The sequence below is a fragment of the Monashia sp. HAY1-11D genome (assembly GCF_056868035.1).
Window position 1 is genome coordinate 4015160 of sequence record NZ_CP200320.1, and the last position, 25638, is coordinate 4040797.

Annotated in this window: 21 protein-coding genes; 9 read left to right on the top strand and 12 right to left on the bottom strand. The window is 73.6% G+C overall.

Features of this window, described 5'->3' with window-relative positions; translation table 11 throughout:
- Nucleotides 1-150: 150 nt before the first annotated feature.
- The 11 genes from lgt to AC1VM9_RS18660 all read right to left on the bottom strand — a co-directional run bounded on the left by lgt (nt 151) and on the right by AC1VM9_RS18660 (nt 12314).
- Entirely contained in the window at nt 151-1194 is a 1044-nt protein-coding gene (gene lgt, locus AC1VM9_RS18610) for a prolipoprotein diacylglyceryl transferase (protein WP_483123671.1), read from the bottom strand.
- Nucleotides 1195-1208: 14 nt separating this feature from the next.
- Complete coding sequence (gene trpA / locus AC1VM9_RS18615; protein WP_481340837.1) at nt 1209-2009, bottom strand: tryptophan synthase subunit alpha; 801 nt, start codon at nt 2007-2009, stop codon at nt 1209-1211.
- Nucleotides 2006-3313: a tryptophan synthase subunit beta gene (gene trpB, locus AC1VM9_RS18620; RefSeq protein ID WP_483123673.1), complete on the bottom strand. Its 1308-nt coding sequence runs from the start codon at nt 3311-3313 to the stop codon at nt 2006-2008. Before trpB ends, trpA begins: the two co-directional genes overlap by 4 nt.
- Entirely contained in the window at nt 3310-4152 is an 843-nt protein-coding gene (gene trpC, locus AC1VM9_RS18625) for an indole-3-glycerol phosphate synthase TrpC (RefSeq protein WP_483123674.1), read from the bottom strand. Before trpC ends, trpB begins: the two co-directional genes overlap by 4 nt.
- A 5-nt stretch (nt 4153-4157) precedes the next feature.
- Nucleotides 4158-4427: an HGxxPAAW family protein gene (locus tag AC1VM9_RS18630; RefSeq protein WP_481340834.1), complete on the bottom strand. Its 270-nt coding sequence runs from the start codon at nt 4425-4427 to the stop codon at nt 4158-4160.
- A 79-nt stretch (nt 4428-4506) separates the two neighbouring features.
- A complete protein-coding gene (locus AC1VM9_RS18635) occupies nt 4507-5091 on the bottom strand; it encodes a Trp biosynthesis-associated membrane protein (RefSeq protein WP_483123675.1) in 585 nt (194 codons plus the stop codon).
- Nucleotides 5088-6722, bottom strand: coding sequence for an anthranilate synthase component I (locus AC1VM9_RS18640; protein ID WP_483123676.1), 1635 nt, complete (start codon nt 6720-6722; stop codon nt 5088-5090). The genes AC1VM9_RS18635 and AC1VM9_RS18640 overlap by 4 nt, the downstream gene beginning before the upstream one ends.
- A 68-nt stretch (nt 6723-6790) precedes the next feature.
- Entirely contained in the window at nt 6791-7186 is a 396-nt protein-coding gene (hisI, locus tag AC1VM9_RS18645; protein WP_483124047.1) for a phosphoribosyl-AMP cyclohydrolase, read from the bottom strand.
- A gap of 250 nt (nt 7187-7436) precedes the next feature.
- Complete coding sequence (locus tag AC1VM9_RS18650; RefSeq protein ID WP_483123678.1) at nt 7437-9248, bottom strand: ABC transporter ATP-binding protein; 1812 nt, start codon at nt 9246-9248, stop codon at nt 7437-7439.
- The gene (locus AC1VM9_RS18655) at nt 9245-11176 is read right to left on the bottom strand and encodes an ABC transporter ATP-binding protein (protein WP_483123679.1); all 1932 of its coding nucleotides are present in this window, start codon (nt 11174-11176) and stop codon (nt 9245-9247) included. Before AC1VM9_RS18655 ends, AC1VM9_RS18650 begins: the two co-directional genes overlap by 4 nt.
- A 112-nt stretch (nt 11177-11288) precedes the next feature.
- Complete coding sequence (locus AC1VM9_RS18660) at nt 11289-12314, bottom strand: GNAT family N-acetyltransferase (RefSeq protein WP_483123680.1); 1026 nt, start codon at nt 12312-12314, stop codon at nt 11289-11291.
- A gap of 76 nt (nt 12315-12390) precedes the next feature.
- Between AC1VM9_RS18660 and AC1VM9_RS18665 the strand changes: the two genes are divergently transcribed.
- Nucleotides 12391-13032, top strand: coding sequence for a TIGR03085 family metal-binding protein (locus AC1VM9_RS18665; RefSeq protein ID WP_483123681.1), 642 nt, complete (start codon nt 12391-12393; stop codon nt 13030-13032).
- Between the two features lie 36 nt (nt 13033-13068).
- On the opposite strand, the gene hisF is transcribed toward AC1VM9_RS18665, so the two are convergent.
- Nucleotides 13069-13842: an imidazole glycerol phosphate synthase subunit HisF gene (hisF, locus tag AC1VM9_RS18670; protein ID WP_481340827.1), complete on the bottom strand. Its 774-nt coding sequence runs from the start codon at nt 13840-13842 to the stop codon at nt 13069-13071.
- A gap of 54 nt (nt 13843-13896) precedes the next feature.
- Between hisF and AC1VM9_RS18675 the strand changes: the two genes are divergently transcribed.
- The 8 genes from AC1VM9_RS18675 to AC1VM9_RS18710 all read left to right on the top strand — a co-directional run bounded on the left by AC1VM9_RS18675 (nt 13897) and on the right by AC1VM9_RS18710 (nt 25610).
- Nucleotides 13897-14490, top strand: a complete 594-nt coding sequence (locus AC1VM9_RS18675; protein ID WP_483123683.1) for a nucleoside/nucleotide kinase family protein — start codon at nt 13897-13899, stop codon at nt 14488-14490.
- Between the two features lie 50 nt (nt 14491-14540).
- Nucleotides 14541-15743: an MFS transporter gene (locus AC1VM9_RS18680; protein WP_483123684.1), complete on the top strand. Its 1203-nt coding sequence runs from the start codon at nt 14541-14543 to the stop codon at nt 15741-15743.
- A gap of 244 nt (nt 15744-15987) precedes the next feature.
- Nucleotides 15988-19335 carry an IPT/TIG domain-containing protein gene (locus AC1VM9_RS18685; RefSeq protein ID WP_483123685.1) on the top strand — a complete coding sequence of 1116 codons (3348 nt, stop codon included), beginning with the start codon at nt 15988-15990 and terminating at the stop codon, nt 19333-19335.
- A gap of 191 nt (nt 19336-19526) precedes the next feature.
- Nucleotides 19527-20045, top strand: coding sequence for a hypothetical protein (locus AC1VM9_RS18690; protein WP_483123686.1), 519 nt, complete (start codon nt 19527-19529; stop codon nt 20043-20045).
- A gap of 94 nt (nt 20046-20139) precedes the next feature.
- Nucleotides 20140-21762 carry an Hsp70 family protein gene (locus tag AC1VM9_RS18695; RefSeq protein WP_483123687.1) on the top strand — a complete coding sequence of 541 codons (1623 nt, stop codon included), beginning with the start codon at nt 20140-20142 and terminating at the stop codon, nt 21760-21762.
- A 10-nt stretch (nt 21763-21772) separates the two neighbouring features.
- Nucleotides 21773-22390 (top strand): TetR/AcrR family transcriptional regulator, encoded by a 618-nt coding sequence (locus AC1VM9_RS18700; RefSeq protein ID WP_483123688.1) that lies wholly within the window; start codon nt 21773-21775, stop codon nt 22388-22390.
- 15 nt (nt 22391-22405) lie between these two features.
- Complete coding sequence (locus AC1VM9_RS18705) at nt 22406-23656, top strand: glycosyltransferase (RefSeq protein WP_483123689.1); 1251 nt, start codon at nt 22406-22408, stop codon at nt 23654-23656.
- Nucleotides 23657-23723: 67 nt separating this feature from the next.
- Entirely contained in the window at nt 23724-25610 is a 1887-nt protein-coding gene (locus AC1VM9_RS18710) for a glycoside hydrolase family 15 protein (RefSeq protein WP_483123690.1), read from the top strand.
- Nucleotides 25611-25638 lie beyond the last annotated feature (28 nt).

Below are 25638 nucleotides of genomic sequence, written 5' to 3' on the forward strand. Positions count from 1 at the left end.
CGCATGACGAAAGCGTGTGGACGGCGCTGGCCACAGGCTGTGTGGGGAGAGGCTATCGGAGCCGCCCGCCGTCCTACCTGTTGATACACGAGATTTCGGATGGTGAGACGCCGTGCGTGGACGGCGCGTGCTCGGGGGACGGACCGGGCGTCAGCCGCCCGACGCGCGCTCCTTCGGGGCCGACCCGCCGGTGGCGTGGTTTGCCCGGTCGCGGGAGGCCGCTGCCGCAGGATCTTCGGACGCGCCGTCGCCGACCTCCGCCGGTGTGACGTCCACGTCACCGGAGGCACCGGAGTCACCGGGGGCACCAGAGGCGCCGCTCGCGTCGTCCGCGTCGTCCGCGTCGTCCGCGTCGTCCCGGCGCGGCGTCCCGGGCTCGGCCATGCCGCGGAGCCGGAACCACAGCGTGAGGCCGAGGAGGAACACGAGGATCGAGACCCAGGTGTTGACCCGCTGGCCGAGGATGTGGTTGGCCTCGTCGGTGCGCATGTTCTCGATGACGATGCGGCCCATGGGGTAGCCCATGACGTAGGCGGCGAACGTCTGCCCGGGCCGCAGGCTGCGCCGGCGACCCAGCCAGAGCAGGAAGGCCGCGAGGACGAGGCACCAGATGGCCTCGTAGAGGAACGTCGGGTGGAAGAAGCCCTTGACGACCGGCTGCCCCGCGGAGTCGAGCACCGCGTGCCCCGCGCTCGTGTCCCAGTCGTAGATCTTCAGCTTCCACGGCACGTCCGTGGGCGCGCCGTAGATCTCGTTGTTGAACCAGTTGCCGAACCGGCCCATGGCCTGGGCGATCGCGAGCCCGGGTGCCGCGGCGTCCACGAAGTGGCGGAAGCTGACGTCGTGGTGCCGGGCGCCGATCCACGCGCCGAGCGCGCCGAGGGCGACGGCACCCCAGATGCCCAGGCCGCCCTCGTAGATCGCGAAGGCCTTCCACGGGTGGCCGCCGGGTCCGAAGTAGGGCTGCGGCGTCGTGATGAGGTGGTAGATGCGGCCGCCGACGATGCCGAAGGGCACGGCCCACGCGGAGATGTCGATGGCCACGCCCCGCCTGTACCCGAGGGCCGTGAGGCGCCGGGAGGTCAGCCACACGGCCACGACGATGCCCGCGAGGATGCACATGGCGTAGCCGCGGATCGGCAGCGGCCCGAGGTGCCACACCCCCACGGTGGGCGAGGGGATGTAGGCGGGCACGGAGGCGAGCATGCTCATCGCCGACCCGCCCGGACGCCGTCGGCGAGCTCGCGCGCCAGGGCACCGAGGGCCTCGAGGCCCGCCTCCGGCGAGGTGGCCTCGGTCAGGCAGCGCACGAGCGCCGAGCCGACGATGACGCCGTCGGCGAAGCGTCCGACCTCCGCGGCCTGCTCCCCCGTGGACACGCCGAGACCGACGCAGACCGGCAGGTCGGTGTGCTCGCGGGTCCGCGAGACGAGCGCGTCGGCCTGCGCGCCGACCGAGGACCGGGCACCGGTGACGCCCATGACCGCGGTGGCGTAGACGAACCCCCTGCACGCGGACGTGACGTACGCGAGGCGCTCGGGCGTCGAGCTGGGCGCGACGAGGAAGACCTTGTCGAGGTCCAGGGCATCGGCCGCCGCGAGCCACTCGGACGCCTCGTCCGGGATGAGGTCGGGCGTGATGAGGCCCGCCCCACCGGCGGCAGAGAGGTCGGCGGCGAACCGGTCGACGCCGTAGTGCAGCACCGGGTTCCAGTAGGTCATGACGAGGGCCTGCGCCCCGGCGTCGCTGACCCCGCGGACCGCGGTGAAGACGTCCTTGAGGCGGACGCCGGCCGCGAGGGCCCGGACGGCGGCATCCTGGATGACCGGCCCGTCCATGACCGGATCGCTGTAGGGCACGCCCACCTCGACGACGTCGACGCCGTTCTCGACGAGGACACGCATCGCCTCGACCGAGCCCTCGACGGACGGGAACCCCACGGGGAGGTACCCGACGAGGGCGGCCCGGCCCTCGTCGCGGCAAGCCTGCAGGACGGGTCCGACGCTCACAGCTGCTCCCCCATGCCCTTGGCTCCGTCGTCGTACGTGGCGGCGACGTCGGCGGCGGCGTCGGTGATGACGGTCTGTCCCTCGTCGCCGATGAGGCCGAACCACGCCGCCGCCGTGTGGACGTCCTTGTCGCCCCGGCCGGACAGGTTGACGAGGACGACGGCGTCGGGGCCGAGCTCACGGCCGAGCTGCATCGCACCCGCGAGGGCGTGCGAGCTCTCGATGGCCGGCAGGATGCCCTCGGTCTGCGCGAGCAGCCGGAAGGCCTCCATGGCCTCGTCATCGGTGATCGGTCGGTACTCGGCGCGGCCGGAGCGCAGCAGGTGCGCGTGCTCGGGGCCGACGCTCGGGTAGTCGAGGCCCGCCGAGACGCTGTGCGACTCGATGGTCTGGCCGTCGTCGTCCTGCAGCACGTAGGTGAAGGCGCCGTGCAGGACGCCGGGCGTGCCGGCCGAGAACCGCGCCGCGTGCTTGCCCGACGCGATGCCGGAGCCGCCGGCCTCGAGGCCGACGAGCCGGACGGACGCGTCGTCGATGAACCGGTGGAAGATGCCCATGGCGTTCGAGCCGCCGCCGACGCACGCGCACACGACGTCGGGCAGGCGCCCGACGAGGTCGAGGACCTGTTGGCGGGCCTCGACGCCGATGATGCGGTGGAAGTCGCGGACCATCTCGGGGAAGGGGTGCGGACCGGTGACCGTGCCGAGGACGTAGTGCGTCGTCTCGACGTTGGTCACCCAGTCGCGGAAGGCCTCGTTGACGGCGTCCTTGAGCGTCTTGCTGCCGTGGTCGACGGGCACGACGGTGGCCCCGAGCAGCTGCATCCGGGCGACGTTGAGCGCCTGGCGTTCGGTGTCCTTGCGGCCCATGTACACGACGCACTCCAGGCCGAGCAGGGCCGCCGCCGTGGCCGTTGCGACACCGTGCTGGCCGGCGCCGGTCTCGGCGATGACACGCGTCTTGCCCATGCGCCTGGTCAGCAGCGCCTGGCCGAGCACGTTGTTGATCTTGTGCGAACCGGTGTGGTTGAGATCCTCGCGCTTGAGGATGACCCGGGCGCCACCGCAGTGCTCGGCGAACCGCGGCACCTCGGTGACGATGCTCGGTCGACCCGTGTAGGTGCGGTGCAGCCGCTCGAGCTCACCGACGAACTCGGGGTCGACGACGGCCTTGCGCCACACCTCCTCGAGCTGCTCCAGCGCCGGGATCAGCGCCTCGGGGACGTATCGCCCGCCGAACTCGCCGAAGCGGCCGTGCGGTGCGCCCGGCTGGGGTCCGGGTGCTGGTGCGGGTGCTGCGGTCATGCCCTCTCCCTGACGCCGTCGCGGGCGGCGGGCGCGCCGGCGGTGCGCGCGGCCGCGGCCGCGTCCATGAACGAACGGACGGCGGCCGCGGGGTCGCCGTCCTTGACGAGAGCCTCGCCGACGAGCACGGCGTCGGCTCCGGCGCGGACGTAGGCCGCGACGTCCTCGGGGCCCGCGACGCCGGACTCGGCGACGGCGAGCACCCCGGTCGGGATGCGCGGCAGGAGGTCGGTCACCGTGCGTCGGTCGACCTCGAGCGTCTTGAGGTTGCGGGCGTTGACGCCGACGAGGACCGCGTCGGCGGCGAGCGCGCGCTCGAGCTCGTCGGCGTCGTGCACCTCGACGAGGCAGGTCATGCCGAGCTCGGTGGCCTGGTCGCCGAGGTCGCGCAGCTGCGCGTCGTCGAGGGCCGCCACGATGAGCAGGACGAGGTCCGCGCCGTGGGCGCGGGCCTCGGTCACCTGGTAGGCGTCGACCATGAAGTCCTTGCGCAGCAAGGGGGCCCGCACGGCCCGGCGGACGTCGTCGAGATCGGCAAGGGTGCCGCCGAAGCGACGCTCCTCGGTGAGGACGCTGATGGCTGCCGCCCCGCCGGCGGCGTAGGCCGAGGCGAGACGCCCCGGCTCGGGGATCTGCGCGAGCGCGCCCTTGCTCGGGCTCGACCGCTTGACCTCGGCGATGACCGCGACGCCACGGGCGGAACGGAGGCCGGGCAGCGGGTCGAGGGCCGGCGCGACGTCGGCCACCCGGCGCTCGAGCTCGGCGAGAGGCGTCGCGGCACGGCGACGCCCGAGATCCTCGCGGACGCCGCTGATGATCCCGTCGAGAACCGTCGCCACGGTGCTCAGCTCTGGCCGCGGGTCTTGCTGCCGACCTCGTCGGGCGCGTCGACGAACGTGCCGGCCTGCGCGTGGTGCGACGAGGCGCCGTAGCCGGCCATGGACAGGACCTTGCCGGCGACCGCGCCGAGCACGATGACGACCCCACCGACGACGCTGACCGGCACGTTCGACACGACGATGCCGACCGACGTGATGGCCGAGCCGAGCAGGATGATGCCGACCGCCGTCCACGCGGCGACGCTGTGTCCGTGGTCCTCGTGCTGCTCTTCCATGGCGTCCTCTCTCGTCGCGTCGGCCGGGGTCCGGTGGGCCGACCCCGACATTCTGTCAGGTCCTCCGGCGAGTCCTCGGTCAGGTCTCGTCGGGACGGTCGCGCAGCGTGGGGTCGCCGCCGTCCGTGAGCTCGTCCCAGGCCGTGCGCACCTCGCCCCGGGGCCCGCTGTCGGGGCGTCCGCCACGCTCGTAGCGACCCGAGAGGCCCGCCCAGGCGCGGCTCGAGACCGCGGTGGCGGCGCACCCCACGACGAGGGCCACCGCGACGACGAGCGCGACCCAGGCCCACGGCGTCGTCGACCCGGTGGCGTCGGGCGCCGTCGTACGTGCCAGCTCGCGGGCGACCGCCCCGGCCACGGCATCGACCGGGCGGAGTGCGACGAGCACGGTGAAGAGCGCTGCGCCGAGCGAGGCCAGGACCATGGCGACCGATGCGACGGCCCGGATGAGGCGGCCACCGGTCATGAGGCCGAGGAGCGCGACGGCGCACACGACGGCGAGGCCCGGGATGCCGGGCGCGGCCTGGGCGCCGGTGACCTCGGTGACGCCGTGTGCCAGGACGTCGCGGGCCTCGCCGCGGGCCCAGGGCAGGGTGGAGAGGCCGCCGAGGGCCGCTGCCGGCCCGAGGACGGCGAGCGCGGCGAGCCGCTTCGACAGCGTCATGGGTGCCCTGCCGTGTCGGCCGGACGCGCGTCGGGTCGGTGGTCGGGGTGCCGGTCGGGGGCGTCGTCGCCGACACGTCGCAGACCCGCCGCCGCGGCGACGGCACGCAGGGCGGCCGCCGCCTTGTTCACCGTCTCCTCGTACTCGAGGTGGGGGACCGAGTCCGCGACGATCCCCGCGCCGGCCTGCACGTGCGCGCGGCCGTCCTTGATGAGGGCGGTCCGGATGGCGATGGCCATGTCGAGGTCGCCGGCGAAGTCGAGGTAGCCGACGACCCCGCCGTAGAGGCCGCGGCGCAGGCCCTCGTAGCCGTCGATGAGGGCCATGGCCCGCGGCTTCGGCGCCCCGCTGAGCGTCCCGGCCGGGAACGTCGCGACGAGGGCGTCGTAGGCGCTCTGGTCCTCGCGCAGGTCGCCGACGACGGTGGACTCGATGTGCATGATGTGGCTGTAGCGGCGGATCGACATGAAGTCGACGGTGTCGACCGTGCCGGCCCGGCAGATGCGTTGGAGGTCGTTTCGGGCGAGGTCGACGAGCATGAGGTGCTCGGCCCGCTCCTTGGCATCCGCCAGCAGCTCCTCGGCCAGGTGGGCGTCGTGGTCCGGCCCCTTGCCACGGGGGCGCGACCCCGCGATGGGGTGCGTGATCGCCTGGCGGCCGGTGACCTTGATGAGGGCCTCGGGGCTGGACCCGACGACGTCGTAGACCGACCCGTCCGGGTGCGGCAGGCGCAGCAGGTACATGTACGGGCTCGGGTTGCTGACGCGCAGCGCCCGGTACACGTCGAGGGCGTCGGCCGGGCACGGCACGCTGAACCGCTGCGACACGACGATCTGGAAGGCCTCACCGGCCCGGATCGCCTCCTTGGCCTCCTCGACCATCGCCTCGAACTGCGGCTGGGTGTGGCTGCTCGAGCGGACGAGGTCGACGGGGTCGATCGTCGAGACGGTGCTCGGCGCGGGCTGCGCGAGCAGCTCGGCCATCCGGTCGAGCCGGGCGACCGCGTCGGCCCAGGCCTCCTCGATCCGCTCGTCGGTGGCGTCGTGGTTGACCGCGTTGGCCACGAGCAGCAGGGAGCCGTCGCTGTGGTCGAAGACGGCGAGGTCGGTGGCGAGCATCATGGCGAGCTCGGGCAGGTCGAGCTCGTCGCGGCCGCCGTCCGGCACGGCCTCCCACCGGCGCACGGCGTCGTAGGTGACGGCGCCGACGAGACCACCGGTCAGCGGGGGCAGCCCGGGGATGCGCGGCGTCGCCAGGGCCGCGACCGTGTCGCGGACGGCGGCGGTGGGGTCGCCCGACGTCGGCACGCCGACGGGCGGCTCGCCGATCCAGTGCGCCTGTCCCCCGTGCTCGGTCAGCGTCGCGGCGCTCCGCGCGCCGACGATCGAGTAGCGCGACCAGACACCGCCGTGCTCGGCCGACTCGAGCAGGAAGGTGCCCGGGGCGTCGGCCGCGAGCTTGCGGTAGACGCCGACGGGGGTCTCGGCGTCGGCGAGGACCCGGCGCACGACGGGGATGACCCGGCGGTGCTCGAGGGCCAGCTCGGTGAAGACCGGCAGGCTCGGCCACGTGCGGCCCCACGCGAGGTCGGCGTGCGGGGCGGGCGCGAGCGGGGCGGTCGTGTCAGGCACCGGCCCATTCTGGCCCACGGCCTGCGGTCCTCGGCCCGCACCTCACCCAGCGGACGCCGTCCGGCAGGTCAGGCGTCACCGACGACGACAGGCAGCACCCGGGCGTCGAAGCACGTGCGGTCACCGGTGTGGCAGGCGGCGCCGACCTGGTCGACCGTGACGAGGAGCGCGTCGCCGTCGCAGTCGAGCCGCACGCCCTTGACCCACTGGACGTGGCCGCTCGTGTCGCCCTTGCGCCAGTACTCCCGACGGCTGCGCGACCAGAACGTGACCCGGCCCTCGGTCAGGGTGCGCCGCAGGGCCTCGTCGTCCATCCAGCCGACCATGAGCACGTCGCGGGTGTCGTGCTGCTGCACCACCGCCGCGACGAGGCCGTGCTCGTCACGCTTGAGCAGCCCGGCGATCGCCGGGTCGAGCTGCGTCGGGTCAGGGGTCACGTCGGTGGTCGGGTCGGTCGCGTCCATCACCCCGACATTCTGGCTCCCCCGGCACCGAACGAGTCGTTCGGTCTCGAACGCGGTGGTGCACCGGTCAGTTCGGGACTTACCGCCGCCCTCGGCACCGAACGAGTCGTTCGGTCTCGAAAGCGGTGGTGCACCGGGCAGTTCGAGACTTACCGCCGCCCTCGGGACCGAACGACTCGTTCGGTCTCGAAAGCGGTGGTGCACCGGGCAGTTCGAGACCGAACGACTCGTTCGGTCTCGGAAGCCGGGGTCAGACGGCTTGTTGTTGGGCGACCCAGGAGGCGTGCAGCCGGCTGTAGACGCCGCCGAGGGTGACGAGCTCGCTGTGGTGGCCGCGCTCGACGATGCGGCCGGCGTCGACGACGACGACCTCGTCGGCGTTCTCGGCGGTCGAGAGCCGGTGCGCGATGGCGATCGAGGTGCGGCCGCGCGTCAGCGAGTCGAGCGCCCGCTGGAGCCGCACCTCGGTGTGCGGGTCGACGGCCGAGGTGGCCTCGTCGAGGACGAGCAGGTCGGGGTCGGCCAGGTAGGCGCGCGCGAGCGCGACGAGCTGCCGCTCCCCCGCCGACAGGGACTCGCCGCGCTGGCCGACGTCGGTGGCCAGGCCCAGCGGCAGCGTCTCGACCCAGCCGGCGAGACCGAGCTCGGCGAGGGTCTCGCCCACCTGCTCCGGCGTGGCCTCCGGCCGGCCGAACCGGATGTTGTCGAGGAGCGTGCCGTCGAAGAGGAACCCCTCCTGCGGCACGAGGACGACTCGCGACCGCAGGGACGAGAAGCGGATGCGCTGCAGCTCGGTGCCGTCGAGCAGCACCCTGCCGTCGGTCGGGTCCATGAGGCGCGTCAGCAGCTTGGCGAGCGTTGACTTGCCCGACCCGGTCTCCCCGACGATGGCGACGCGGCTGCGCGGGGCGATGGTCAGGTCGACGTCGTGGAGCACGGGTTCGCCTCCCGGATAGGCGAACCCGACGCCGCTGAACTGCACGGTGATGGGGCCTCGGGGCAGCTCGACGCCGTCGTCGGCGGGGTCGGACACGTCGGCCGGCGTGTCGATGATGCCGATGACGCGGCGCCAGCCGGCCACGGCGTTCTGCATCTCGTTGAGGATCTCGGTGGCCTGCTGCACCGGCATCGTGAAGAGGTTGACGAGGAAGAGGAACGCGAGCAGCTCGCCGAGGGTGAGGCGCCCGTCGACCGCGAGGACGGTGCCGACGACGAGGACGACCGCGGTCGTCAGCCCCGAGACGAGCTGGCCCGAGGTGAAGGCGATGACCGCCCGCGCCTGCGCTCCGATGGCAGCCCTGCGGTGCCCCTCGATGGCGGCGTCGATGCGCGCCTCGGTGCGCGCCTCGACACCGTAGGCGCGGATCGCCTGCGCGCCGACGACGGCCTCCGAGACGGCGCCGAGCATGTCGCCGACGCGTTCACGCACCCGCGTGTAGGCGCGTCCGACGATGCCCTGGAAGGTGCGGATGATGACGAACAGGGGCACGAAGCACAGCCACACGACGAGGGCGAGCAGGGGGCTGTAGACGACCATGAGCACGGTCGCGAGCGAGATCTGCGCGACGTTGACCATGAGCATGAGGCCGCCGAACTGCACGAACATCGAGATGGTGTCGACGTCGCTCGTCACCCGCGAGACCAGAGAACCGCGGCGCTCGGTGTTCTGCGTCAGCATCGCGAGGTCGTGGATGTGGCGGAAGGCCTTGAGCCGCAAGGTGGCCAGGCCGCCTTCGGAGGCCCGGAAGAGCCGGACGTTGACGAGGTAGGCCGACAGGGCCGTGACGACGACGCCGACGAGCGCGACCGCGATCCAGAAGCCGACGACGCCGGTGTCGGGCCCGCCACGGGCCAGGATGCCGTCGTCGGTGATGCGCTGGACGACGAACGGCACGAGGACGCGTCCGACGGTCGACAGCACGGCGAGCGCCATGGTGACCCCGATGCCGCGTCGCAGCTCGGGCGACAGCTGGAGCCCCCGCCGGAGGGTCTCGCCGGTGGTCAGCTCGTGACCCGTCGCGATGCCGTGGTGCTCCACCGGCGCCTGCGAACGGAGGCTCATCGGACCGCCTCCCGCTCGTCGCCGCGTCCGTCGGGCCGCTCGGCGTCCTCGAGGTCGTACCCGTCGAGGTCGTACTCGTCGAGGTCCTCACCGCCCGCCTCGGCGGCGAGCGCCGCGCGTTCGGCCGCCTCGCGGGCGTAGGCCGTGACGAGCCGCTCGTACCCGGCGCACCGACGTATCAGCTCGTCGTGGCGGCCGTGGTCGACGACGCGCCCGGCCTCGACGTAGACGACCTGGTCCGCGAGCAGGATCGTGGCCATCCGGTAGGCCACGACGAGGACGGTCGTTCCCGAGCTGGCCTCGCGGAGCCGCGCCAGGATGGCCTGCTCGACACTGGGGTCGACGGCGGACGTCGCGTCGTCGAGGACCAGCAGCTGCGGCTCGCGGACCACCGCACGGGCCAAGGCGATCCGCTGGCGCTGACCGCCGGACAAGCTGGCACCGCGCTCGCCGACCCGCGTGTCGAGGGCGTCGGGCAGCCGCTCGACGAAGCCCGCGCCCTGGGCCACGTTGAGGGCGTGCCAGACCGCCTCGTCGTCGTGGTCGCCGCCGAGGGTGACGTTGCCGCGGACGGAGTCGTCGAACATGAAGGTCTGCTGGGCGACGAGAGCGGCGACGTCGCTGACGCCGCCCTTGCGCACCTCGCGCAGGTCGACGCCGTCGAGGAGGACGGCTCCGCTGTCGGGGTCGACGAGGCGCAGGACGAGGTTGGTCAGCGTCGTCTTGCCGCTGCCCGTCGGTCCGACGACGGCGACGGTCGAGCCGGGCGCGAGGTCGAGGGTGACGTCGACGACGGCCGGGTTGAGGTCGGTGCCGCCGTCCTCGGTCTCGATCTCGTAGGCGTAGGCGAGGCCGTCGGCCTGCAGGTGGCTCGAACGGCCCTTCGGTAGCTCGCGGGTGCCGTAGGTCATGCCGCCCGTGGCCTCGAGCACCGCCTCGATGCGACGCCACCCGACGACGGCTCGCGGCAGCTCGGCCAGGACCCAGCCGAGCGCTCGCACCGGGAAGGCGAGGATCGAGAAGAGGTAGGCGATCTGCACGACCTGGGCGGCGGACAGGTAGCCGCTGCCGACGCGCAGCGTGCCGACGAGCAGCACGGCGAGCGTCCCGAGGGTCGGGATCGCCTCGATGGCCGGGTCGAAGCGCCCGCGGGTACGCCCGACCTCGACGTTGGCGTCTCGCAGCTCGTGCGTGACGGCCGCGAACCGCTCGGCCTCGTGGTCCTCGCGGCCGAGCGACTTGACGACGAGCGCGGCCTCGAAGCTCTCGTGGGCCACCTCCGACACGTCCGCGCGCAGCTGCTGCGCCCGGGTGACGCGCGGCGACATCGCTCGCTGGAACGCGACGTTGGCCGCGAAGAGCATGGGGAACACGGTGAGTCCGACGAGCGCGAGCCACGGGTCGATGACGGCCATCTGGACGATGCCGAACACCAGCATGACGACGACGCCGAGTGCCATCGGCAGCGGAGCGAAGATGTTCCACGTCGCCTCGACGTCGGCGTTGGCGTTGGAGAGCAGCTGCCCGGACGGGTGCCGGTGGTGCCAGGCGAGGGGCAGCCGCAGGTACTGCCGGGTGACCCGCTGCCGGTACATCGCCCCGAGGTTGAACATGGCGATGCCGCCGGCGAGGCGGCGGCCGATGACACCGACGACGTTGACGAGGACGACGAGGGCGAGGACGCCGCCTATGGTCCACAGCTGCGCGGCGGTGACGTGCCGGGCCGCGATGGCGGGCGTGACCGAGTGGTCGACGACCCAGCCGATGGCCCACGCGGTAAGGCCGGTCATGACGCCGTACACGACGCTGCCGAGGACCGCGAGGGCGAACCACCGGGGTTGGTCCCTGATGCCGAGGCCGATGACGCCGAACCCCTCGCGCAGGGTGGAGGCGCCGCCGCGAGCACGCGGGGTCGATGGGCCGTTCACGGTGTGGCGCTCCCCTGTCGTCGGGCCGGTGTGGCCGGTGTGGCCGGTCGGGCCGCTGCTGCCGGCTGGTCGTGGCCGCCCCGGCACGGCGGCCCGCCGACTTCCCACCTTCTCACGCATCGGTGACGACGCCGTTTCGAGGACGCGTCCACAGCCACTCGGCGTCGGCGGCCGTGCCGCCGGCGGGCGTGCGGCGGAAGCCGAGGCGGGCGAGGACGCGGTGGCTCGGGGCGTTGTCGGGCGCGGTGCGCGCGACGACGGCGAGCCCTGCCGCGTCGAGCGCACGGCACATCGTGCCCAGCACGTCGGTCATGAGCCCGCCGCCGCGGGCTTCGGGGACGAGGCCGTAGGCGACCTCGACGACACCGTCGACGGGCGGGCCGAAGCAGCCGATCGTGCCAACCGTCAGGCCGTCCGACCGGCGCACGACGTGGCGCGGCGACCACGCGTCGGGCCGGTCGAGCATGCCGACGGCGTCGAGGTCGTCCTGACGCGGGTAGCCGGGCGCCCACGTCGGCCGGCGCTCGCCGCGTCGCATGGCGTCGGCGTCCTCCCACGTCACGGGGACCAGGCGCGCCCACCGGGTCTCGAGCGGGTCGGGCCCGATCGGGTCGGCGAGGGCACCGGTGGCCACCCAGTAACGGCGGTGCCCGTCGACGGTCTGCTCGAGGTAGCCGCCGCACGACTCGACGGTGCGCGCGGACCCGACGTTGTCGTCGTCGCACGTGACGAGGACCGGGTCGATCCCCCGGGCGGCGGCCATCGCGAGCGCGAGCCGCAGCGCCGCCGTGGCGATGCCGCGTCGCCGCGCGAAGGGCGCGACGGCGTACCCGATGTGCCCGCCCTCGACGAGCAGCGCGGGGCTGAGTGCGTGCCGCAGCGCGACGGTCCCGACGACCCGCCCGTCCTCGACGACCCAGCGGTAGGACGACGCGACGCGTCCCTCGGGCAGCGCGAGGTCGGTGCGCTCCATGCGGCCGAGCCAGTCGACCCACTCGGCGAACACGGCGGGCTCGGCGAGCCGCGCGCGGTCGGTGTGCCGGTAGCCGGAGCCGTGGACGGTCTCGCCCTCGAAGGCGTCGACGAGCTCCCACCACGAGGCGGCGAGGTCGGTGGTGGGGCGCACGAGCTCGATCACCAGACGACCCTAGGCAGACCGTCGTGCCGGGGGCCACCGGGTTTGCCGAAGCGTCCCGCCTGAGAGGATGGGCGCCATGACGCGCCACGCCCGGACCGAACGGCTCCAGCTCTGTGACACGCTCGACCGGCTCGGCCCGGACGCACCCACCCTGTGCGAGGGCTGGGCCACCCGCGACCTCGCGGCGCACCTCGTCATCCGCGAGCACCGCCCGGACCTGCAGGCCGGCGTCTACGTGCCGTTCCTGGCCGACCGCCTCCAGCGCGAGCAGCGCGCCCTGGCCGACGGCGACTACCCCGGCCTCGTCGCCCGGGTGCGGGCCGGTGCACCGGCCTGGAACCCGATGCATCTCGGCGTGGTCGACGAGCTGACGAACACCGTCGAGTACGTCGTGCACCACGAGGACGTGCGCCGCGCCCAACCGGACTGGGCGCCGCGCGAGCTGTCCGCCGACCTCGAGGCCGCGCTCTGGGCCGCGCTGCGCCGCACCGCGCGCCTCATGTTCCGCAAGGCACCGACCGGCATCGTGCTCGTCGCGCCGGGCCGCGGCCGGCACTCCGCCAAGCTCCCCGACGCGCACGGCACCGTCGTCCTGCGCGGCGCGCCGCTCGAGCTGCTCCTGTTCGCGTACGGTCGCCAGGACGTCGCCCAGGTCGAGGCCTCGGGGGACGCCGACGACATCGCCGCCCTGCAGGGGGCCCACCTCGGCATCGCCTGACGAGCACCCGACCGCACGGGATCCCCGCGCACGCCGCTACCGGACGGTGACCCCGGCCTCGCGGAGGGCGTCCTTGACCTGGCCCACGGTCAGCTCGCCGAAGTGGAAGACGCTCGCGGCGAGGACGGCGTCGGCGCCGGCCCGGACGGCGGGTGCGAAGTGCTCGAGGCGGCCGGCTCCCCCGCTCGCGATGACCGGCACGGAGACCTCGGCGCGGACGCGACGGATCAGCTCGAGGTCGAAGCCGTCCTTGGTGCCGTCGGCGTCCATCGAGTTGAGGAGGATCTCGCCGGCGCCGAGCTCGGCGGCCCGGGCGCACCACTCGACGGCGTCGAGGTCGACCGGGGTGCGTCCGCCGTGGGTCGTCATGACGAAGTCGTCGGTGGGTCGGCCGTCGTCACCGAGCCGGCGCCGGACGTCGGCCGACAGGACGAGCACCTGCGCGCCGAAGCGCCAGGCGATCTCGGAGATGAGCTCGGGTCGGGCGATGGCGGCGGTGTTGACCCCGACCTTGTCCGCCCCGGCCCGCAGCAGCCGGTCGACGTCGTCGACGGCGCGCACACCCCCACCCACCGTGAGCGGGATGAAGACCTGCTCGGCGGTGCGCCGGACGACGTCGTAGGTGGTCTCGCGGTTGCCGCTGCTCGCCGTGACGTCGAGGAAGGTCAGCTCGTCGACGCCCTGGGCGTCGTAGACCTTCGCCAGCTCCACGGGGTCGCCGGCGTCGCGGAGGTTCTCGAAGTTGACACCCTTGACGACGCGCCCGGCGTCGACGTCGAGACAGGCGATGACGCGGGTGGCGACGGGCATGCGCCAAGGCTAGGGCAGGCGGGTGCGCCGCCGGCGGTCGGTATCGTCGCCGCCATGTGGGACGACGTCACGACGCCGCCGCGCCCCGAGGACGTGGAGGCCGTCGTCTCCCGCACGCTCGCGGCAGCGCCGCGCTGCGGCGACACCGTCGTCGTGGCGGTCGACGGGCACAGCGGCGCGGGCAAGACGACGCTGGCCCGCGGCACCCGCGACGCCCTGACCGCCGCCGGCGTCACCGGCGTCGGGCTCCTGCACCTGGACGAGATCTACCCCGGTTGGGACGGCCTGGCCGCGGCGCCGGGCCTGCTGGCCGAGCAGGTCCTCGCCCCGCTGTCGCGCGGTGAGCCCGCGGCGTACCGACGCTGGAGCTGGGTCCGGCAGACGTGGGCGGGCACCCGCGAGGTGGCGCCATGCCGGGTCCTCGTCGTCGAGGGCTGCGGCAGCAGCGTCGGACCGGCGCGGCCGTTCGTGGCCGTCGCGGTCTTCCTCGACGCCGACCGCGACCTGCGCCGGACCCGGGGCCTGGCCCGCGACGGCGACGCGTACGAGCCGCACTGGGAGCGCTGGGCCCGGCAGGAGGCGGCGCTCTTCGCGTCGGACCGCACGAGGGAGCGCGCGGACCTCGTCATCGACACCTCTAGTCTCTGAGGCATGGACCGGATCGAGACGCGGCCGCACGCGCTGCACGGCACGACGGGATGAGCGCCCGCACCGCCCGCACCGCCATCCGTCCCCTTCCACCCGTCTGGGCCATGGCCGTCGCGCTCGTCGCCGTCGCCGCGAACCTGCGCATCGCCATCACCAGCGTTCCGCCCCTGCTCGACAGCATCTCGGCCGACCTGCACCTGTCGCACGCGGCCGCCGGTGCGCTGACGACGCTGCCCGTCCTGTGCATGGGCGTGTTCGCGCCCGTCGCGAGCCGGCTGGCCCACCGGCTCGGCGCCGTGGCCGCCGTCCTGGCCGCGGTGGGGAGCATCCTCGTCGGCACGGTGAGCCGCCTCGCCGGCGACCACGGCGTCGTGCTGTACGCCGGCACCTTCCTCGCCGGGGTCGGCATCGCGGTCGCCGGCACCCTCCTGCCGCGGCTCGTCAAGACGTTCTTCCCGCCCGAACGGGTCGGGCTGGTGACCGGCCTCTACATGCTCGCCATGATGGGCGGCGCCGCGGTGAGCTCGGCGCTGTCGGTGCCGCTGGCCGACCGGCTCGGCTCGTGGCAGGCCTCCCTCGGGTCCTGGTCGGTCGTCGCCCTCGTCGGCGGGCTCGCGTGGGCCCCGTTCACGCAGCGGGCCAACCCGCACCACACGACGGGCGAGGAGGGCGCCGGACGCCTGCCCTGGCGCAGCCGCACCGCGTGGCTCGTCGCGCTCTACCTCGCGCTGCAGTCGTGGTGCTTCTACTCCGCCATCACGTGGCTCGCGCCGACGTACGTCGAGCAGGGATGGTCACGCGCCTCCGCGGGGTACCTCGCCGCCGCGTTCAGCGCCGCCCAGATCGTCTCCGGTCTCGTGGGGCCCCTCCTCAGCGACCGGACCCGCGACATGCGCCGGCTGCTCCTGCCGTCGGCTTTCCTCGGCGTGGTCGGCAGCCTCGGCGTCTCCTTCGCGCCGCTCGCCGCTCCGTGGCTCTGGGCCCTCGTCACCGGGCTCGGGCAGGGCGCCGCGTTCTCGCTCGCACTCGTCCTGCTCGTCCGGTACGCCGTGACGCCGGACGCCAGTGGCCGCCTCACCGGGATGGCCTTCCTCGTCTCCTACGGCCTCGCCTCGGTCGGGCCGCTCGCCATGGGCCTGGTCCGCGACGTCTCGGGTGGGCTGTCGCCCGTCTGGCTCGTCCTCGGCGTCATCGGCGTCGTCCAGGGTCTCGTCGTCCTCCTCCTGCGGCCGGACCTGCGCCGGGTGGGCTGACCGGCCCGTCGGCGCCCGTCCCGTCGGGGCGTGGACACGCGTGTGACCGGTGTGTCCTCTGCGCATCCGTGCGCGCGGCTGCGGCGAATCCTGTCAATTCGGACGAAACCGCTCACATCCTCCCGATCGGCATCGCACACTGCTGTGCGGCCGGTCTCGTGACCTGTCCCCCGCTCGGGCGAGACGGCATCCCTCCACGAAGGACAGCGACGTTCGACGACCCTGACTTCCGAGGAGACGACCGATGCCCCTCCACCCCACCACGTCCGGCCCCGCCGCCGGCCCACGACGTCCCCGGACGCGTCGCGCGAGCCGCCTGCTCGCCGCCGCGGTCTCGGTGGCCGCCGCCGCGACCCTGCTACCGGCCACTGCCGCGGGCGCCGCCGTGGCGCCGGCCGCAGTCGGTCTCGCGGGCATGGCCGGCGTCGCGGCCGTCGCCGCGCCGGGCCCGGTCACCCTGTCGGTCGTCGCGGGTCCGACGCGCGGCGGGACCGCCGTCGAGCTGTCCGGCACCGGCGTCGCCTCGGCCACCAGGGTGTGGTTCGGCGGCACGGCGGTGACCGCCATCCAGCCCCTCTCCACCACCCGCATCCGCGTCACGACCCCCGCCCGCCCAGCCGGCGTCGTTTACGTGCGCGTCTCGAACGCGGCCGGCTTCTCGCCCCAGTCCCTGCGCTCCACCTTCGCGTTCGAGGCCGTCCCGACCGTGTCACGGCTGTCGACGACGCTCGGCTCGACGTCCGGGGGCACCCCGGTGACGCTGACGGGAACGGGCCTCTACCGGGCCTCGGCCGTGCGGTTCGGCACGGCATACGCGCGGATCGTCGCGCGGGTGTCGGCCACGGAGCTTCGCGTCACCACACCCGCCCATGCCGTGGGACTCGTCGACGTACGCGTCACGACGCCCGGCGGCACGTCGGCGGCGACGACGGCCACCCGCTTCCGCTACGCCGTCACGCCCACCCTCACCGGCCTGTCCACCAGCGCAGGTCCGACGGCGGGCGGCCAGACGGTCACGATCAGCGGCACCGCCCTCACCGGTGCCACGACCGTCTGGTTCGGCACCTCACGCGCCCCGTCGTTCACGCGCCTGTCCGCGACGTCGGTGCGCGCCGTCACCCCGGCCCGCCCGGCGGGGACGGTCGACGTCCGCGTCACGACGCCGAACGGCACGACCCCCGTCGTCCCGAGCGGCCGGTACTCGTACGAGGCGGTCCCGACCGTGACGAACGTGTCGCCCTCGAGCGGCCCGTCGCGCGGCGGCACGGTCGTGACCCTGACGGGCACGAACCTCGGCAACGCCAGCTCCGTCTTCTTCGGCGGCACCCGGGTCCTCCAGGTCACCCGGGTCTCGGCGTCGACGCTGAAGGTCACCGCCCCCGCGCACGCCGCGGGGACGGTCTGGGTCCGGGTCACGTCCGCCGGCGGCTGGTCGGCGGTGGGCCCGGCGACGAGGTACACCTTCGGCGCCCCGCCCGCGGTGACGGGTCTTTCGGCAGACGCGGGGCCGCTCGCGGGCGGCACGGTTCTCACGGTCACCGGCACCCACCTCGAGGACGTCACCTCGGTGCGGTTCGGCAGCACGCCGGGCACCGACCTCGTCGTCGTCAGCTCGACGACGCTCCGGGTCACGACCCCCGCGCACGCCGCGGGCACGGTGTCGGTGCGCGCCGTCAACGCCAACGGCACCTCCCCCGACGTCGCCGCGGCGACGTTCGCCTACGAGCCCGCCCCGCGCGTCACCTCGCTGTCGGTCCCGGCCGGTCCGCTGCGCGGTGGCACCGTCGTCACCCTGACCGGCACGACGTTCGGGCGGGCCGGGTCGGTCACCTTCGACGGCGTGCCGGGAACCGCCCTCGTCCGGGTGTCCGACACGCAGCTCCGCGTGACGAGCCCCGCCCACGCCGACGGCACCGTCGACGTGCAGGTCGTCGCGCCCGGCGGCACGTCGGCCACCGGCTCGGCCAGCCGCTTCGTCTACCAGGCCGTCCCGACCGTCACCGGTGTGACGCCCACGCTGTCGCGGACCAGGGGTGGCACGACCGTCACCATCACCGGCACGGCCTTCGACCGCGTCAGCGCGGTCACGTTCGGCAGCAAGCCCGCGACGGCGTTCACCCGGGTCTCCTCCACCACGGTGACCGCCACCGTGCCGCCGATGGCGGAGAGCGTCGTCAACCTCCACGTCGTCACACCCGGTGGCAACTCGGCTCCTCGTGCCGCCAACGCCTTCACGTACCAGGACCCGCCGGTCGTCACCCTCGTGTCGCCGTCGTCCGGCCCGCTCGCGGGGGGTACCACCGTCACGCTGAGCGGCACGTCGTTCCAGAACGCGTCCGCCGTGCTGTTCAACGGGGTACCGGCCACGTCCTTCACCCGGGTCTCGGCGACCCGCCTCACCGCCGTCGTCCCGGCCCGGGTCTGGACCGGCACGGTGCCGGTCCGCGTCACCACCCCCGCCGGCACCGTCGTCAAGAGCGACGGCTTCCTCTACGACGCCGGCGCCTCGCTGCAGCCGGGCCAGTCCCTGACCGCGGCCACGACGATGCGCTCGCCCAACGGCGCCTACACGCTGACGCTCCAGCCCGGCGGCGACCTCGTGCTGACCAAGGGCACCACCCGCCTCTGGTCGGCCGGCACCACGGGCACCGGCAACCGGCTGACCGTCCGCGCGGACGGCAACGTCGTCCTGCTCAACGCGAGCGGCGCGGGCATCTGGAGCAGCGCGACGTCCGGCTGGACGGGCGCGCACCTGACGCTCGGTGACGACGGGCTCCTGCTCCTGAGCCAGGGCGTCACGCCCGTCTGGGACCACCGCGGGATCCGGTACGACCGCCTCCTGTCGGGGCAGACCCTGCGCGCCGGCGAGTCGCTGCAGTCGGTCAACGCGTCGTGGCGCCTCACGATGCGCACCGACGGCAACCTCGTCGTCACGACCTCGGCCGGCCGGCTGCAGTGGTCGGCGCTGACCTCGGGCTCGGGCAACGTCGCCGTCATGCGCACCGACGGCAGCTTCGTCGTGAAGTCCCGCTCGGGATCGGTGCTGTGGTCGACGAAGACCACCGACGCCCCCGGGTCGATCGTGCGGATGCTCGGTGACGCGAACGTGGCGGTGTACGAGGGCCCCAAGGTCGTGTGGGCCATCACCGGCGGTCCGGGCCCGCGCAGCTGGGCGTGCTACTCCAAGGCCACCCAGACGTGCATCACCCGCTTCGGCTACTACGGCCAGAGCGCGTGGGGCTACCCGGTCGACGCGTGGGGCAACAACTGCACCAACTTCTCTGCCTACCGCCTGTCCCGCGACGGCGTGCCCAACCCCGGAAACCTCGGCAACGCGGCGACGTGGGACGACCGGGCCCGGGCCAAGGGCTTCGTCGTGGACCAGAGGCCGAAGGTCGGCACCATCGCGCAGTGGAACAGCAACCACGTGGCCTACGTCGACTGGGTCAGCTCCGACGGCACGAAGGTCGCGATCTCCGAGAGCGGGTACGGCGGCACGGTCCTCGGCGTCACGTACACCTCGATGAGCGGTCGCCGCATCCTCACCAAGGGCACGTCGTCCTGGCCGTCGAACTTCATCCACTTCCGCTGAGCGGGCACCGGTGACGGCGGGGGTGAGCCGGCTGTCCGAGCGGACTTCACCGCCCGCGCCCGACCCATCGGCTGCACCGGCTCGTCGCCGACGACCTCTGGGCGTCGAACGGGCCCGTGGTCGGGTCAGGCGGCCGTAGCATCCGGCAGACGCTGCCACCAGAAGGGATCCCGTTGTCCGAGCTCCGCCCCGTGCCCTCCACGCCCGAGCCCGCCGGCGGCGTCCCCACACGGGCCGCGCAGCGGGTCGCCGACCCCGCACGACCCCGCCTCTCGTGGTTCGCGCGCCGACGGCGAGCAGCGCTCGACCGTGCGTCGGCCCGCATCCACGATGGGCTCTGCGCCAAGGCCGGCCACGGGGAGGCGCCGTCATCCCCGGCGGGCGTCTCGGGCGGTGTCCTGGCGCGAACGCTGACGGCCGCCGGTGTACGTCGCCGCGAGGACCCGTTCGCCGTCCTCGAGTCGGTGCGCGCACGTCCGGCCCCGACGGCCGAGCAGGTCGCCGCCGCCCGCCGCCGTGCCGAGGACCAGGACCTGCGTTGGGACGCGAGTCACCCGCGCGACGACCTGCGACTGTCGCTCGTCGAGGCACGCGACGCCGAGGGCATGCTGGCCCTGTCCGACACGGAGGACGCCGACGGTGAGCTGGCCCGGCTACGACCCGCTCTCACTCGACAGCTCGAGGACGAGCTGATCCACCCGAACACCTGAGGCCCGGTCGCGACCCACCGGAGGGCTGTGGTCCGGGCGCGCCGAGGTCCGGGCCGGATCGTCGGTGCCGGCGCGCGCGGCCTAGCCTTGGGGGATGGATCTCGGCCTCGACTTCGGCACCACGTACACCGTCGTCGCCCACGCCGACCGGGGCAACTACCCGGTGGTGGCCTTCCTCGACGAGGACGGAGACGCCCGTGACCACTTCCCGTCCGTCGTCGCGGACGACGGAGGGACGCTGCTCCACGGCTTCGCGGCGCTGGAGGCGGCCCGCCGGGGCGCGCCGTCCGCGCGTTCGTTCAAGCGGCTGCTCGCCGAGCCCCGAGTCACGCCGGACACCCCCATGCGCCTCGGCGACCGGCAGGTGCCGCTGTTCGACGTCCTGACCGGGCACTTCTCGGCCGTGCTGGACGCACTCCGGACGGGCTCGAGCATCGAGGGCAGGCTGGATCGGACGGCCACACCGCGGGCCGTGCTCGGTGTACCCGCCCAGGCCAACAGCGCCCAACGCTTCCTCACGCTGGAGGCCTGCCGGCGGGCCGGCTTCGACGTGGCCGGCCTGGTCAACGAGCCCTCGGCCGCCAGCTTCGAGTTCGCCCACCGGCAGGCACGGTCGATCACGTCTCGGCGAGACCTCGTCATCGTCTACGACCTCGGCGGAGGCACCTTCGACGCGTCGTTGCTGCGGCTGTCGGGCACCCACCACGAGGTGCTCGACTCCTTCGGCGTCAACCGGCTCGGCGGGGACGACTTCGACCAGGAGCTCGCCGCGGTCGCCCTTCGGGCTGCCGGCCGTTCGGGCACCGAGCTGTCCGAGGTGTCGTGGGCGAGCCTGCTCGAGGAGTGCCGCGAGGCCAAGGAGCGGATCGGTCCGCAGTCCCGACGGGTCACCGTCGAGGTACCCGGGGTCGATGACGACGGCAGCACCGCAGTGACCGTTCCCGTCGACGACTTCTACTCCGCCGTGACGCCCCTCGTCGCGGCCACCACGGAGGCGATGGAGCCGCTGGTGCGGTCGCTCTCGGCCGACGACGACGGTGACGAGCTGCAGGGAGTGGCCGGCATCTACATCGTCGGCGGGGCGAGCGGCCTGCCGCTCGTCCCCCGCGTGCTGCGGTCGCGCTTCGGTCGTCGCGTGCACCGCTCCCCGCTGCCGAGCGCGTCCACGGCCGTCGGCCTCGCCATCGCGGCCGACCCCGACGCGGGGTTCTCGCTGCGCGACCGGCTCTCGCGCGGCTTCGGCGTCTTCCGCGAGCGCGAGGGCGGGGCTGCCGTGTCCTTCGACCCGGTGCTCGACCGGTCGCTGCCGACCGCCGACGCGCTGGGCGAGCCGGAGTCCGCCGCCCCGGTGGTCGTGACCCGCCGGTACCAGGCGGCTCACAACATCGGCTGGTTCCGGTTCGTGGAGTACTCCTCGGTCGACGACCAGGGCGAGCCTCGCGGCGACCTCGCGCCGATGGCCCAGATCGTCTTCCCGTTCGACCCGGAGCTCCAGCAGGCGGCGGACCGGACCGCGAGCGGCGAGGCTCTCGACGCGTCGGTCCTGCAGGGCCTGCCCATCGTGCGCCTCGAGGCCGGGCCGCTGCTCGAGGAGCGCTACACCGTCGACTCGGACGGCATCGTCGAGCTTCTCCCTCACCGACCTGACGACCGGCTACCGGCAGGAGCACGTGCTCCGCGTCTGACCGGGTGTGGACGGCCCCCTCTTTCGCGTTAATGTCATTGACATGAAAGAAGCGGCCCTCGCGTCACGGCCGTACGTCATGGATGCGCGGGCCCGCGCTGCGGCCGAGACGGGCGAGCGGATCCTGGACGCGACGACCAGCCTCTTCGTCGAGGTCCCGTACGCCCGTCTCACGCTGGCCGGCGTCGCGGAACGGGCCGGCGTCACGGTGCAGACGGTGATCCGTCGCTTCGGCGACAAGGAGCGCCTGGTCGCCGCAGCCGCGGCCCGCGGACGCGCCGCGGTGCAGGCCCAGCGTCAGGAGGCGCCGGTCGGCGACCTGCGAGGGATCGTGCACAACCTCGTCGAGCACTATGAGCAGGCCGGCGCGATCGCGCTCCGGCTGCTCGCCGAGGAGGAGTTCTCGCCGACCATCGCCGAGATCGCGCAGAGCGGCCGAGACCTCCACCGCCAGTGGTGCGCCCGCGTCTTCGCGCCGACCCTTGCGAACCTGCGTGGACCCGCACGCCGACGGCGTCTGGCCCAGCTCGTCGCCGTGTGCGACGTCCACACCTGGAAGCTGCTGCGCACCGACGCCGGTCTGAGCCGGCGCCAGGTCACCCAGGCGCTGCTCGAGATCCTCGAGCCGCTCACCCAACCCGCTGCTGCGCCGAGCAGCTGAGCGATCGGAGCGACCATGTCCGTCGTCCTCGCCTACACCTCCCCCGCCATCGGTCACGTGTTCCCGATGACGCCGCTGCTGCTCGAGCTGCGACGGCGCGGCCACGACGTGCACGTCCGCACCCTGGCCTCCCAGGTGGAGACGCTGCGCGGGCTGGGGCTGTCCGTTCAGCCCATCGACCCCGCCGTCGCGGCCATCGGCCACACCGACTGGTCCGCCCGCGGTGCTCGGCGTGCTCTCGAGCGGACCGTCCTCACCCTCTGCGAACGGGCCGGCCTCGACGGACCGGACCTGCAACGGGCCATCGACGAGGTCCACCCCGACGTCGTGGTCGTCGACCTCAACGCCTGGGGCGCGTCCCTGACCGCCGAGGCCTGGGGCGGACCGTGGGCCTTCTTCAGCCCGTACACCCCACCCATCCGCTCACGGGGCACACCGCCGTTCGGGCCGGGACTGGCACCGATCCCCGGACCCGTCGGACGCGTCCGCGACGCCCTGCTCCGACCGCTCGTGCTGGGCGCCGCCGAGGCGGCGATGACGCCCAGGATCAACGCCCTGCGCAGGCAGCGTGGCCTGCCGGTCGTGACGTCGGCCGACGCGTTCTTCCACCGCGCCGACGTGATGCTCGTGGCGACCGGCGAGCCGTTCGAGTACCCGCACCCCGACTGGAGCGGCCGGGTCGCCATGATCGGCGCGCTCCCCTGGGAACCTCCGGTCCAGGTCCCGGAGTGGCTCGACGACCTCGAAGGACCGCTGGCCCTGGTGACGACCTCCTCGGAGTACCAGGCCGACGGGGACCTCGTCCGGGCGGCGGTCGACGGCCTCGCCGGCGAGCCGTTCACCGTCGTCGTCACCGCACCGGCCGGCACGAGCGGGACCCACGGCGACGTCGCCGCTGCCGCGGGGAGGTCAGCTGGCAACGTCCGGGTCGTCGACTTCGTGCCCCACGGCCCCGTCCTGGAGCGGGCCGTCGTCGCCGTCACGCACGGCGGGATGGGCGCCACGCAGAAGGCTCTCGCCCGGGGGGTGCCGGTCTGCGTCGTCCTCTTCGGCCGCGACCAGCACGAGGTGGCCGCCCGCGTCGTGCACGCGCGTGCGGGGACCCGGTTGTCGCCACGCAGGCTGACGCCGGAGTCCTTGCGCCACAAGGTCCGTCAGGCGATGACCATGGCCGAGGGTGCGCGCCGGGTCGCCGCCGGCTACACCGCCGCGGGCGGGGCGGTGTCCGGGGCGGACCACGTGGAGGCGCTGCTCAGCGGGCACTAGGTACGGTGCGCCGGCTCTTGCTCTTGTGGCGACCGTCGTCGTCGACGAACCTGTTGCCATGGACCCGATGGCCGACACACCGCACGGGCAGGGCATTCCGACGCACCAGACGGTGCCGATCGCGGACTACGGGTTCCTGTCGGACGGTGAGGTGGCGGCGCTCGTGGCTCCCGGCGGGGACGTCGACTGGATGTGCCTGCCGCGCTTGGACTCCCCGAGCGTCTTCGGCGCGATGCTCGGGCGGCACTCGGGGCGCTTCCGCCTGGGGCCCTCGGACGTGAGCGTGCCGTCGGCACGCCGCTACCTGCCGGGGACGATGGTGCTCGAGACGAGCTGGGGCACCCCGACAGGGTGGATCATCGTCCGGGACGTCCTGCTCATCGGTCCGTGGCACCACGACGACGGGGTGTCCCTGAAGCACCATCGCACGCCCGTGGACTACGACTCCGAGCACACGCTCCTGCGCAACATCCGCTGCGTGTCGGGCGAGGTGCAGCTGGTGATGGAGTGCGAGCCCGTGCTCGACTACGGCCGTCGGACGGCGCGATGGGAGTACACCGACCGCGGTTACCACCAGGGGCGCGCATCGGCCGAGGGGTCCGACGTGTCGCTGACGCTGACGACGGATCTTCGTCTCGGCTTCGAGGGCGGGCAGGCCACGGCCCGGACGCTGCTCAAGGCCGGCGACGAGCGCTTTCTCGCCCTCTCGTGGGGGGCCGTCCCGCCACCGCTGACCACCGCCGAGGCGCACGACCGGCTCGAGTGGACGGCGCACCACTGGCAGCACTGGCTCGCGCGCGGCCGCTTCCCCGACCATCCGTGGCGCAGCTACCTGCAGCGAAGCGCCCTGACGCTCAAAGGACTGACGTACGCCCCGACCGGAGCCATCGCGGCGGCCGCGACGACGTCGCTACCGGAGACCGTCGGGGGGGCACGCAACTACGACTACCGCTTCACCTGGATCCGTGACGCGACGTTCGCCCTCTGGGGCATGTACTCGCTCGGGTTCGACTGGGAGGCAGTCGACTTCTTCTCGTTCATCGCCGACGTCGCCGAGCGTGACGACGACCTGCAGATCATGTACGGGATCGGTGGAGAGCGCGACCTCTCCGAGTCGACGCTCGACCACCTGCCCGGGTACGCCGGCTCACGGCCGGTGCGCGTCGGCAACGCCGCCCACTCGCAGGTGCAGCACGACGTCTGGGGCGCGCTCCTCGACTCCGTGTACCTGCACTCGAAGGTCGCCGACCACCTGGACGGGCGGATCTGGCCGATCCTCGGCAAGCAGGTCGAGGCGGCCCTCAAGCACTGGCGGGAGCCGGACGCGGGCATCTGGGAGGTACGCGGCGAGCTGCAGCACTTCACCTCCTCGAAGATCATGTGCTGGGTCGCGGCGGACCGCGGTGCGCGCCTCGCCGCGATGATCGGGCAGGAGGCCGAGGCCTCCCAGTGGCGGCTGGCCGCCGACGAGATCAAGGCGGACGTCCTCGAACACGGCGTCGACGATCGCGGCGTGCTGACCCAGTACTACGGGACCGACGCCCTCGATGCGTCGCTGCTCCTGGCGCCGCTGGTGCGGTTCCTTCCGTCCGACGACCCGCGGATCCGGGCGACGGTGCTCGCGATCGCGGACGAGCTCACCGAGGACGGCTTGGTGCTGAGGTACCGGGTGGACGAGACCGATGACGGGTTCTCCGGCAAGGAGGGCACCTTCACGATCTGCTCGTTCTGGCTCGTGTCGGCGCTGTCCGAGATCGGGCAGCACCGGCGAGCTCACGAGCTGTGCGCCAAGCTGCTGTCGCTGGCCGGGCCGCTCGAGCTCTATGCCGAGGAGATCGACACCCACACCGGCCGCCACCTGGGCAACTTCCCGCAGGCGTTCACCCACCTGGCCCTGATCAACGCGGTCATGCACGTGATCGCCCACGAGCACGAAGCGGGTCGGTCCGAGTGAGCCGGACCGCCACCGGTTGAGCGGGGCC